General features: G+C 70.4%; 3 protein-coding genes. All 3 read right to left on the bottom strand.

What is annotated here, in order from left to right; translation table 11 throughout:
* Window positions 1-20 precede the first annotated feature (20 nt).
* The 3 genes from AC0KTA_RS37785 to AC0KTA_RS37775 all read right to left on the bottom strand — a co-directional run bounded on the left by AC0KTA_RS37785 (window position 21) and on the right by AC0KTA_RS37775 (window position 13145).
* The gene (locus AC0KTA_RS37785; RefSeq protein ID WP_481052708.1) at window positions 21-3335 is read right to left on the bottom strand and encodes a non-ribosomal peptide synthetase; all 3315 of its coding nucleotides are present in this window, start codon (window positions 3333-3335) and stop codon (window positions 21-23) included.
* A 125-nt stretch (window positions 3336-3460) separates the two neighbouring features.
* Window positions 3461-6613, bottom strand: coding sequence for a type I polyketide synthase (locus AC0KTA_RS37780; RefSeq protein WP_481052707.1), 3153 nt, complete (start codon window positions 6611-6613; stop codon window positions 3461-3463).
* Between the two features lies 1 nt (window position 6614).
* The gene (locus tag AC0KTA_RS37775; protein WP_481056698.1) at window positions 6615-13145 is read right to left on the bottom strand and encodes a type I polyketide synthase; all 6531 of its coding nucleotides are present in this window, start codon (window positions 13143-13145) and stop codon (window positions 6615-6617) included.
* Window positions 13146-13172 lie beyond the last annotated feature (27 nt).

Here is a 13172-nt window from a genome sequence, read left to right as displayed (position 1 = left end):
CGCATCCGCCTCGGCCCCGCTCAGAGGACTTCGCCGTCCTTCGTCCTCCTGCCCAGAGCCGGCCTGCTGGACTGGGCGAGGTCCTTCCACGTGTCCGACAGACCGGCGACGGTGCGTACCGCGAACAGCGTGCGGATGGACACCTCCTGGTTCAGCTCCGCCCGGATCAGGCCGACCAGACTGATCGCCCGCAGCGAGTTGCCACCGAGGTCGAAGAAGTCGTCGTCGATACCCACCCGGTTCACTTCGAGCGCCTCGGCGAACGCCTCGGCCAGAACGCGCTCGATGCGGTTGCGCGGTGCCCGGTACCGCCCGTGATCGAACGTCGGCTCCGGCAACGACGCCCGGGCCACCCTTCCGCCGGCCGTCATCGGCAGGCGTTCCAGAGTCACGAACACCGACGGCACCATGAACTCCGGCAACCGCCCCGCGACGAACCGGCGCAGTTCCTCGACCGAAAGGCCGTCCCCGAGTTCGGGGCCGCCCACCGGGACCACGTGGGCCACCAGTCGCTGCTGCCCGGAGTCGTCCTTGCCGACGACCACGACCGACTGCGCAAGGCCGGGGTGCTCGGACAGCACCTCTTCGACCTCGGCCGCTTCGACCCGGACACCACGTATCTCCGCCTGGGAGTCGGCCCGGCCCACGTACTCGAGCCGGCCGTCGGCCCGCCACCGCACCCGGTCTCCGGTGCGGTACATGAGCCCTCCGACCGGACCGAACGGACAGGGTACGAACCGCTCCGCGGTCTGCCCGGACCGCCCCAGGTACCCGCGCGCCACGCCGGGCCCGGCCACGTACAGCTCTCCGGTCACGCCCACGGGGACCGGCGCCAGCCCCGGCCCCAACGCATAGAGGGCGGTGTTGTCCATGGGGCGGCCGACCGCGCCCGCGTGGTGCGCCGGTTCGTCCGCGGCCAGGAGGTGGCAAGTGGCGAACACGGTCGTTTCCGCCGGGCCGTGGCCGTTGACGATCGTCAGTCCGGGGCACGCCTCCCGCACCCGTCGCACCGCGGCCGCGGACACGCGGTCTCCGCTGGTCCCCACCTGGCGCAATCCGGCAACGCACTCGGGGCGTTCCGCCGCGATCGCCGAGAACAGAGCCGCGGGCAGCCACACCGTGGAGATCTGATGCGCTGCTCGCAACTCGGGCAGCGCGTCGATGTCCAGTTCCCCCGGAGGAGCCACGACCACCCGGCCGCCGTTCAGCAGCGGCACCCACAGTTCGAGGGCGAGCGCGTCGGAGGTGTGCGGCGCGTGCCACAACACGGTGCCGGGGCCGCCTTCTCGCCAGTGGCGATCCAGGACGAACCGCTCCATGTTCCGGTGCGTGACGGCGACTCCTGTGGCCGCACCGGTGGATTCGTTGCCGTACATCACGGCCAGCAGGTTGTCCCGGTGCGGCGGGACCGGAATCTCCCGCGCACCGTCACCGTCACCGTCGTCGGCAGCGGCAGCGGCGGTGTCCGAGCGGAGGTCGTCGAACAGGACCGTCGGTACATCGACGTCGGCAGAGAAACCTTCGACTGTCGTCGCGTCGGTGAGCAGTACGCGCGACGAGGAATCACTGACCACCGACTTGATCTGTACCACCGGGGACGTGGGGTCGATCGGCACGTAGGCCGCACCCGTTTTCACCACCCCCAGCAGGGCGACGGCCAGGTCCACCGATCGAGGCATCGCCACCGCCACGACCGCCTCGGGTCCGACGCGCCGGCGTCGCAGCGCCTCGGCCAGGCGGCTCGACCGCTCGTCCAGTTCCCGGTACGAGACCGCCGAGTCCCCGGACACCACGGCAACGGCATCGGGAGCCCGCTCCACCTGGCGGGCGAACAGCTCCGGAACAGTCAGCCCCGGCAGCGGCACGTCCGTGCCGTTCGGTGCCGTCAGCACCCGATCCCGATCGGCACCGCTCACCACATCCAGCGCGCCGACCGGCAGCTGCGGATCGGCGGCCGTCACGGCACGGATGTAGGCGATCAACTCCGCGCCGATGAAGCGCAGCTCCGCGCTGGAGTACATGCCCGCGGGGGCATCGAGCCGGAAGCACAGGTCGCTCTCGGGGCTCCCGTCGGTGCCGACGGCGATCGACAGTTCATCGAAGGTCCCGGTCGTCGCGCAGAGGTAGCGCGCCGGGTTGTCGGCGAAGTGGAGTTGTTCCGCGAACTCGGTGACGTTCATGACGGCGCCGAAACTGCCGCGGCCGCTCAGGACGGCTCCGCTCGCGCGCTGGATCTCGGAGTAGTGGCAGGCGGCGTGGTCGAAGATGTCATACGTCTCGTCGCTCACCGAGTCGGCGATTTCGGTGAGGGTCGCGCCGAGCGGTACCGCCACCCGCACCGGCACCACGTTCACCGCCAGACCGGGTGTCCTGCTCGCCGCCCCGACCCGGTTGCCCACGGCCAGCGAGAGGAGGAACTCCGGACGATCGCAGCGGTGCCGGACGAACACCGCGGCGGCCGCGGTCAGCATCGACGACATCCACATGCCCATGGACTTCGCGGCCTCGGTCCACGTGTCCGCCTCGGCGCGCGGGACGGTCAGCGTCCGGCTCACCATGCCGATGGAGCCGGCCACCTCCGACCAACGGTCGGCGCTGCTCATCGGTTCGGAGAGCGCGGATTCCATCGACTCGGACAGGGCTACACGCGGAACCTGTGCGGGCGCGGGCGCGTCCTTCAGGTAGTCGCGCCAGAACTCCGTGTCATCGGCGGATGTCGGGGAGGCCTGATAGTCCGCTGCCAGGGCTGCGAACGACTCGGCGTCCCACGGGTGCGGCAGCTCCGGTACCTCGGCACCCCGCACGAACGCCGTGTACACCTCGGCGAGGCGCCGCGACAGCAGGCCGGCTGCCCCGTACCCGTCCGATATGAGGTGGTGGTACGCGATCACCACGAGGGAGCGGGTCGCCGCGAGTTTGACCACGCCCAGCCGGAACAGCAGATCCCGTTCCAGGTCGAACGGCCGCCGCACCATGTCGGCCAGCGCTTCGCGCGCCGCCTGCTCGGGATCGGCCGCGGCGCTGAAATCCAGCGAGAACGGTCGCCAGTCCCCCAGTTCCCGAGGCACCAGCCGCAGCCCGCTGCCGTCGTCGACGAAGTTGACGCGCAGCACCTCCGCCTCGCCGAGCACGTGCCGGAACGCGGATTCCATGGCCGCCGGGTCCAGCTCACCGTCCACATCCCACATGATCATCGCGTGGTTCAGCGCATCGGGAGTCATTTTCTGCGCCAGCCACATCCCTTTGTGCGCAGCCGACGCATCGAATGAACGCAAACCGATCAACCCCTTAACGAATAGGCCCGGGCAGCGGAGGAATTCGCAGGTCGCCTCCACCTTCACGAAGACGGATCAGCCGGTCAAGACAATCGGGTGCCGGGGCGGGACAGGCCGCGGTCAACCTTGCGGTGTCCCGCCGGCGGGACGTACTGCGAGGCGGAAGGGCCCCGGAACACCGGGGATTACCGCGGATCGAGGTTGGTCATCGAGGACATGATGTGCTTGCTGATCAGTTTCGGTGTCGGGTACCGCAGCACCACATTCGCCCTCAGCTTGAGTCCGGTCGTCGCGGACAGGCGTTTACTCAGCTCCACCGACAGCATCGAGTCGAATCCGATGTCGCCGAATTTCTGGTCGGGGTCGACGGTCTCGGCGGGAAGGCGCCCGAGCACGACGGCGACCTTCTCCAGGACGTGGTCCAGCACGAGTGCCTCCGCGTCACCGTTGGGGAGCGTGGCGAGCTTGTCCGACAGAGGGACGAGGTGATCACCGCCTGCGGGCGGCTCCGTCGAGGGCATCTCCGCCGTCACCGCTGCGTGCGAGGGGGCGTTCAGCCAGTACCGCTGGTGTTGGAAGGCGTAGGTCGGCAGGTCGACGACGCGTGCTCCCCGGCCCTCGAACACCACCGGCCAGTCGACGTCCACACCCTGCGCCCACGCCTCACCAAGGGAGGCGTAAAACCGTTCCAGGCCCCCCTCACCCCGGCGAAGTGAGCCCACCGCCACAACCTCGGTCCCGGCATCCTCAGCGGTATCCACCAGCCCCAGCGTCAGCACGGGGTGAGCACTGGACTCCACGAAGACCCGGAACCCGTCACCGAGCAACGACCGCACCACCGGCTCGAAAGCCACCGGACGACGGCAATTCTCAAACCAGTACCCGGCATTCAGCTCCGACCCGTCCAACACCTCCCCGGTGACCGTGGAATACAACGGCACCGACCCCGCCCGGGGCTCGACAAAACCGAGCAGATCGAGAATCCGCTCGCGCAACCGATCCACCTGGACACAGTGCGAAGCCACGGTCGCCGGCACTACCCGGGCCCGCACGCCTTCCGCCTCCAAACCCGCGACCAGTTCCTGCAAAGCGCCGGCCTCACCCGCGACCGTCACCGCCCGAGGTCCATTGATACCCGCAACCGACAACCGGTCCCCATACGACTCCAGTCGCGCTTCAACCTCCGCCCGCGACAACGCCATCGACGCCACCGCACCCCGACCCACCAACTCGTCCGCAAACAACTGCGACCGCAGAACAACAACCCGCGCCGCGTCCTCCAACGACAACGCCCCCGACACGCACGCGGCAGCGATCTCCCCCTGCGAATGCCCCACCACCGCCGCCGGCATCACCCCACACGCCTGCCACAACGCCGCCAACGACACCATCACGACGAACAGCACCGGCTGCACGACCTCGATCCGCTCCAGCGACGGCGCCCCCTCCACCTCCCGCAACACATCGAGCACCCGCCAGTCCACATGCGCCTCGACCGCCTTCGCGCACTCCGCCAACCGAGCCGCGAACACCGGCGAGGAGTCCACCAACTCCACCGCCATCCCCACCCACTGCGCCCCCTGGCCGGGAAAGACGAACACGGTCTTGCCGGACTCAGCGGCCACCGCACCAGTAACCACACCCGGCGACAGCTCCCCACCAGCCAGCGCCGCCAACGCGCCCCGGTAATCGGCCGGTTCGCGGCCGATCACCACCGCCCGATGATCAAACGCCGACCGCGACACCGCCAGCGACAACCCCACATCAGCCACCGACACCTCAGCATCCGCAGCCACAAAATCCCCCAGCCGCCCCGCCTGCGCCGCCAACGCCCCCACACTCTTACCCGACACCAACCACGGCACCGCCCCCACCACCGACTCCGGCTCAACCACCGGCTCCGGCACAACCTCACCCGATACCCCCACACCCCCCAGAGCCTGCTCCAACACCACATGCACATTGGTCCCACTGATACCGAACGACGACACCCCAGCACGACGCGGACGCCCCGTCTCCGGCCAAGACCGCGCCTCCGACAACAACTCCACCGCACCCGACGCCCAGTCCACATGCGAGGACGGCTCATCCACATGCAGCGTCTTCGGCAGCAGGCCGTGACGCATCGCCATCACCATCTTGATCACCCCAGCAACCCCGGAAGCCGCCTGGGCGTGGCCCATGTTCGACTTCACAGACCCCAGCCACAGCGGCCGGTCCTCCGGCCGGTCCTGGCCATAGGTCGCAAGGAGCGCACCAGCCTCGATGGGATCCCCCAGCGCGGTTCCGGTGCCGTGGGCTTCGACCACGTCCACCTCGCGGGCCGCAACTCCCGCGTTCGCCAGCGCCCTGCGAATCACCTTCTCCTGAGCGCGGCCGTTGGGGGCGGTCAGGCCATTGGAAGCGCCGTCCTGGTTCACCGCGGAACCACGCAGGACAGCCAGCACCGGGTGGCCGTTGCTGCGGGCATCGGACAACCGCTCAAGGAGCAGCACACCGACCCCCTCGGCCCAGCCGGTCCCGTCGGCTCCGTCTGCGAATGCCTTGCAACGGCCATCGGCCGACAGCGCGCGCTGCCGGGAGAACTCCACGAGGATCGCGGGTGTCGACATCACCGAGACCCCGCCGGCCAGCGCGAGCGAGCACTCGCCCGAACGCAGTGACTGCGCCGCCAGGTGCAGGGCCACCAGCGACGACGAACACGCCGTGTCCACCGACACCGCAGGCCCGGTGAGCCCCATCCCGTACGCCACCCGGCCGGAGGCGATGCTCAGCGTGCTGCCGTACAGCAGATAGCCCTCCAGCTCGTGCGCGCTCACCTCCAGGAAACGCGCCCCGTACTCGGGCGAGCTCACCCCGGTGAAGACACCGACGTCGGCCCCGCGCACGCTGGCGGGGACGATGCCCGCCCGCTCGAAGACCTCCCACGACGTCTCGAGGAGCAGCCGCTGCTGCGGGTCCAGCGCCAGCGCCTCACGCGGACTGATGCCGAAGAAATCCGTGTCGAAACCGGCCACGTCCGTCAGGAAGCCTCCGTGACGCGTGTACGAGCCGCCGACGGTGTCGGGATCCGGGTCGTACACATCCCGCCACCCGCGGTCCTGCGGGAGTTCGTCCACGACGTCCCGGCCGCTGCGGATCACGTCCCACAGCTCCTCGGGCGAGGACACACCTCCCGGGTAGCGGCACGCCATGGCCACCACGGCGATCGGCTCGCCGCGGCCGGCTCTCAGGGCGTCGTTCTCCTGCCGGAGGCGGTCGCGCTCCTCCAGCAGCGTGCGGAGCGCCCGCTGGACCCGGTCCGCGCCCTCCGCTGTGCGATCCGGCGGGTTGGTCATGTCACTTGTCCCTCTCGTCCAGAGCCAGGTCGACCAGTGCTTCCAAGTCCATGCCCGCCAGTTCGGCCGCACCCGTGCCCGCGTCCGGCACGGGTCCGTGGGCGCCCGTTGGAGACGGGTCGGCGCACGCCAGGACCTGTTCCAAGATGCCCGCGCTCCGCAGGCTGTCGATCGAGACGGTCCGCAGTACGTCTCGGATCTGCGTGTCCTCGGCCGAGCTCGTGTCCGGCACCGGACGCAGCAGACCGCAAATGTGCCGGCCCAGCTCGCGTGGTGTCGGGTAGCTGAAGACGAGCGTGGACGGCAGGCGCAGTCCCGTCGAGGAACCCAGGCGGTTGCAGAGTTCGACCGCGGTCAGCGAGTCGAATCCGAGGTGGCTGAACGCCTGGTCCGCGTCGACGCCCGCGCTGGAGGGGTGTCCGAGCACGATGGCGGCCTGCTCGCGGACCCACGTGAGGACGGCTGCCTCCGCCTCGTCCTCCGGCAGGGTGGACAGGCTGAGGAGGCTGCTGTCCCTGGTCGTGCTCGTCCGGTTACGGAGTGGACGGCTGCCGTCGACGAGGTCGCGCAGGAGGAGCGGCAGTTCGTCGTCGGTCTTGTTCCGCAGCGCGGAGAGGTCCATCCGGGCCGGGATGAGCACGGGCTTGTCGATCGCGCACGCCGAGTCGAACAGGGCCAGCGCTTCGGGTGTCGGCATCGCGGCGACGCCGAGGCGCCGGGACCGGGTGAGGGCGACTTGGTCGAGGTCCGCGGTCATGCCGCTGCGCTGCTCCCACCAGCCCCAGCACAGTGACGTGCCGACCAGGCCGGACGCCCTGCGCTGCGCCGCCAAACCGTCCAGGAACGTGTTCGCCGCAGCGTAGTTCGCCTGTCCCGCGCTGCCGAGCGTGCCCGCGAGGGCGGAGAACTGGACGAACGCCGACAGGGTGTGTTCCCTGGTCAGCTCGTGCAGGTTGACCGCACCGCCGACCTTGGCCCGCAGTACGTGTTCGAGGCTCTCCGCGGTCAGCGACTCGACGGTGCCGTCCGCCAGCGCACCCGCCGCGTGCACGACCGCCGTCAGCGGGTACTCCCGCGGCAGGTCCGCGAGCAGGTCCGCCACGGCGGCCCGGTCCGCGACATCACATGCCACGACTGCGACCGTCGCGCCTGCCCCCTCCAGGTCCGCGACCAGCTCGGACGCCCCGTCGGCCGCCGTTCCCCGACGGCTCGCCAGCACCAGACTCCGTACACCGTGCTCGGCGACGAGGTGCCGTGCCACCAGCGAACCCACTCCCCCGGTCCCGCCGGTGACCAGCACGGTCCCACCGCCGAAGCCGTCGCCCACCTCAAGGACCAGCTTGCCGACGTGGCGGCCCTGGCTCATCTCGCGGAACGCCTTGCGCGCGTCGCGGATGTTCCGGACGGAGACGGGGTTCAGGTGCACCCGCTCGTCGGCGAACAGTTCCATGACGGCCCGGAACATCTCGTGGGTCGCGTCCAGGCCTTCCTCGTAGAGGTCGAAGGCCCGGTAGTCGACGCCGGGGTGATCGGCCGCCACCTGCTGGGGGGCGCGGATGTCGGTCTTCCCCATCTCGATGAAGTGCCCGCCGTTGGGGAGCAGCCTCAGTGAGGCGTCGACGAACCCGTGCGCGAGGGAGTTCAGAACGACATCCACACCCCGGCCGTCGGACGAGTCGAGGAACTTGTCGTCGAACTCCAGGTCCCGCGACGACGCCAGGTGCTCGTCGTCCAGTCCGAGGCCGCGCAGGGTGGGCCACTTGGCCGGGCTCGCGGTCGCGTATATCTCGGCACCGACGTGCTTCGCCAGCTGAACGGCGGCCATCCCGACGCCGCCTGCCGCGGCGTGGATGAGAATCCGCTGTCCCTTTTCGAGCTTCACCACATGGAACAGCGCGTGGTAGGCGGTGAGGAAGGCGCTCGGCACGGACGCCGCCTCGGCGTGGCTCCACCCGTCGGGGATGGGCATGAGCAGGCGCTGATCCGTCACGGCCACGCGCCCGAAGGCGCCGGAGAACGCGCCCATCACCCGGTCACCCGGCGAAAGACCAGTGACGTCGTCCGCCACCTCCAGCACCGTTCCGGCGCCCTCGCTGCCGAGCCCGGCGCCGAAGGCGGTCCTGTCCACCAGTCCCAGGGCGATCGTGACGTCCCGGAAGTTGAGCCCCGCGGCCTGCACGGCGACGCGGACCTGCCCGCTTGTCAGGGGTGCCTGCACCTCGGGGCACGGAACCCAGGTCAGATTCTCCAGTGTCCCCTTGACCGGGATGCCCAGCCGGTGGGCGCCGGCCGGGGGTGGCTCGATCTGGTGGTCCGCGGGTGCGGCCGGCACCATCCGCGGCACGAGGTACGCGCCGCCGCGCAGCGCCAGCTGGTCTTCACCGAGGGTGAGTACGTCAGGGAAGCAGGCCCAGGACGCCTCCTCGTCGTCGACGTCCACCAGCCGGAACCTGCCGGGGTGCTCTGTCTGGGCGGACCGGATCAGGCCCCACACGGACGCGCCGGGGAGGCTTTCGACGCTCTCCCCACCACTGGTGTCGAGGGCCCGGCGGGTGAGCACCACCAGCGTGGATGCGGAGAGCCGCTCCTCTGAGAGGAACCGCTGGACCAGGTCGAGGACGCGCGTGTCCGCGCCGGCGACCTCGGCGAGCAGGTCGGGGCCGGCGGTGACGAAGTCGTCCAGGCAGAGGACGATGTGCCGGGGTGCCTCCCCCAGGAGGGCGTCGTCCAGGGACGCGTAGGACAGGATGTTCCCGCCGCCTGCCTCAGCGAGCCGAGAGGCCAGGTCGTTCTTCGCACCGAGAATGCCCCACGGCCCGCGGTGGGTTTCTCGTTTGCTCTGCTGGAGCGGTCGCCATTGCAGTTCGAACAGCGATCGCTCGTGCCCGCCTCGTGCCGAGCGCAGTTGCTCAGGGCCGGCCGGCCGGAATGTCAGCGCCGCGACGTGCGCGATGTCGCGGCCGTGCTCGTCGGCGATCGTCAAGGACACGACGCCTTCGCCCGCCGGGGTCATCCGGACCTTCACGCTCGGGCCGCACTCCCCGGTCAGGTCCACTCCGGACCATGAGAAGGGCATCCAGCCCTGGCCGCCGTTCAGGTCGAGGACACCGCCGACCGCCACTGCGTGGAGCACCGAGTCGATCAGCGCCGGATGCAGCGCGAACCCGTCGGCCGAGGCGTCGTGGGTCGTCGGCAGTGTGGCCAGCACGTAGAGGTCGGCGCCGTGCTGCCACACCTCGCGCAGCCCGCGGAAGGCCGGACCGTAGTCGAACCCCGTGTCCGCGAGGGAGTCGTAGAAACCGTCGACGGCGAGCTGCCTCGCCCCGGCCGGTGGCCACACGGCGAGTGAGCTCTCGTCATCGGTTCGCACGGCCGACCCCGGTGTGCTCGGTGACAGGCTCCCCGTCGCGTGCCGGGTCCAGCCGCCCACCGTCCGGCCGTCGTCGCCGGAGCGCGAGTACACGTCCAGGGAGCGGCGCCCCGTCTCACCCGTCGCGCCGACGGCGACCCGCACCTGCACGTCACCCGAGCCGGGAAGAACCAGGGGAACTTCCAAGGAGAGTTCCTCGACCGCCGCGCACCCGACGAAGTCGCCCACCCAGAGCGCCAGGTCCAGGTAGGCCGTTCCCGGTACGACGACCGCGCCGAACACGGCGTGATCGACAAGCCAGTCGTGGGTGTGCAGGGACCACCGGTCGGTGAACACCACCTCGCCGGTGCCGGGGTGGTCCACCACGGCACCGAGCAAGGGGTGCTCCGGGGCCGAGAGACCGGCGGAGGCCACGTCGGCCGCGCCCGTCCCGGCCGAGGGGTCCAGCCAGTAACGCTGCCGCTCGAACGCGTACGTCGGAAGATCCACCCGCCGGCGCGCCCCGAACAGGGCGTCCCAGTCCACGGACCCGCCCCGGACGTGCAGTTGGGCCAGCGAGCCGATGAGCGCCTCCACCGCCCCGCGGTCCCGCCGCGACGACGACAGGACCATCGCGTCGTCCACGCCCTCACTGGCGAAGGCTTCCTTGGTGATGCTCGCGAGTGCAGATCCGGGGCCCACTTCGAGGAAGACGTGCGCACCGGCCGCGCGGGTGTGCTCCACCGCGTCGAAGAAGCGGACGGGTTCGCGCACGTGGTTCACCCAGTGTTCGACGGACGTCAGCTCCCCGAGCGTGGCCTCGCGGCCCAGCCTCGTCGAGACGACCGGGATCGCCGTCTCGCCCGCGGGGAGCTCGTTGATCGCTCCCGCGAACTCGTCCAGGATCGGGTCCATGAGCGGGGAGTGGAAAGCGTGGTCCACTTTCAGCGGTTTCGCCTGCGTGCCGTCGGCGACGAGCCGATCCCGGAGTTCGAGGACCTCGTCGCGGTTGCCCGAGACCACCACCGAATCCGGGCCGTTGACAGCCGCGATGCCGATGCGGTCGTACGAGCCGAGCAGGGCGCTCACCTCGTCTTCCGAGGCGCGCACCGCCAGCATGGCGCCCCGCTCGGTGACCGTCTGCATGACCCGTCCGCGAGCGGCCACGAGCCTGGTCGCGCCGTCCAGGTCGATGGCGCCGGACACGTGCGCGGCGGTGATCTCGCCGACCGAGTGACCGATCAGGTGGTCCGGCTGCGGGCAGTACCGTGTCATGAGCCGGTACAGGCTGACCTGCAGGGCGAACAGCGCCGGCTGTGCGATGTCGGTTCGCTGGGCTCGGGCCTCCGCGAGCGCGTCGGCGACGAGCAGGGGCTTCAGCTCGTAGGGCAGGTGGGTGTCGAAGCGTTCGCAGACCTCGTCGAGGCTCTGCGCGAAGACGGGGAAGGCGTCGTACAGCTGCCGCGCCACACCGGCCCACCGCGCTCCCTGGCCCGGGAACATGAAGACGGAACCACCGAGTCTCCCCGCGACACCACGCACCACCCGGGCGGACTCCGCACCGTCGCTCAACGACGCAAGACCGCTCAGCAACTCGTCCCGGTCATGACCAAGGACCACCGCGCGATGTTCGAACCGCGCCCGGCTCGACACCAGCGACCAGCCGACATCAGCGATGTCCAGGCCGGCATCGGCGGCGGCGAAATCGCGCAGCTTCTCCGCCTGGGCCCGCAAGCCCTGCTCCGACCGCGCCGACACGACCCACGGCACCAACCCGGCGGCACCGCCCGGCACGTGATCGACGGTGTCGGGCGCCGTCTCCTGCTCGGGAGCCTGCTCAAGGATCAGGTGCGCGTTGGTACCGCTCACGCCGAACGCCGACACCGCGGCCCGCCGCGGCCGACCGCCGGTCTGCGGCCAAGGCCGCTGCTCCGCGAGGAGTTCCACCGCGCCCTCCGACCAGTTCACATGCGACGTCGGCGCGTCCATGTGCAGCGTCTTCGGCAGGGTGCCGTGGCGCATGGCCATGACCGTCTTGATGACGCCCGCCGCGCCCGCCGCGCACTGCGTGTGGCCGATGTTCGACTTCACCGACCCCAGCCACAGCGGCCGGTCCTCGGGCCGGTCCTTGCCGTAGGTGGCAAGGAGTGCCTGCGCTTCGATCGGGTCGCCCAGCGTGGTGCCCGTGCCGTGGGCCTCGACGGCGTCCACCTGGTCCGCCGTCAGCCGCGCGTTCGCCAGTGCCTGGCGGATGACGCGTTGCTGGGAGGGGCCGTTGGGGGCGGTGAGGCCGTTGCTGGCGCCGTCCTGGTTGACGGCCGAGCCGCGTACGACCGCCAGTACCTGGTGGCCGTTCCTCCGCGCGTCGGAGAGGCGTTCCAGCAGCAGCAGGCCCACGCCCTCTGCCCAGGCCGTGCCGTCCGCCGCCTCGGCGAACGCCTTGATCCGCCCGTCTGCCGCGAGCCCGCGCTGGCGGCTGAACTCGATGAACACACCGGGCATCGCCATGACCGTCACGCCGCCCGCCAGGGCCAGCGAGCAGTCGCCGTTGCGCAGTGCCTGAATTGCCATGTGCATCGTCACCAGCGACGACGAGCACGCCGTGTCGATCGTGACGGACGGCCCCTCGAAACCGCACACGTAGGAGATGCGCCCCGAGGCGACCGCGACCGAGGTGCCCATCATCAGGTAGCCCTCGAGGGCTTCCGGCGACTCGTGCAGCGGCGGCCCGTACTCCTGGCGCGCGATCCCCACGAAGACCCCGGTGCGGCTGCCGTGCAACGTCGTCGGGTCGATGCCGGCCCGCTCGATCGCCTCCCACGAGGACTGCAGCAGGAGGCGCTGCTGCGGTTCGATCGCCATCGCCTCGCGCGGGCTGATCTCGAAGAAGGCCGGGTCGAATTCGTCCGCGTCGTACAGGAAGCCGCCCTCACGCACGTACGACTTGCCATGGGTGCCCGGCTCCGGCGCGTACAGCCCGTCGAGATCCCAGCCACGGTTCCGCGGGAAGCCGGAGATGGCGTCCCGCTCGGCGGCGACCAGATCCCACAGGTCCTCCGGCGAGCGCACTCCGCCCGGATAGCGGCAGCTCATGCCCACGATCGCGATCGGTTCGTGCGACGCCGCGGACAGCTCGGCGTTGAGGCGGCGCAGGTGTTCCGTCTCCTTGAGGGATGCCCGCAACGCCTCGACAACGGCATCATTCGGTTC

This window comes from Streptomyces sp. Y309, from assembly GCF_056712025.1.
Note: the sequence above shows the minus strand (reverse complement) of the source record. Positions and strands in the feature narration are given on the sequence as shown.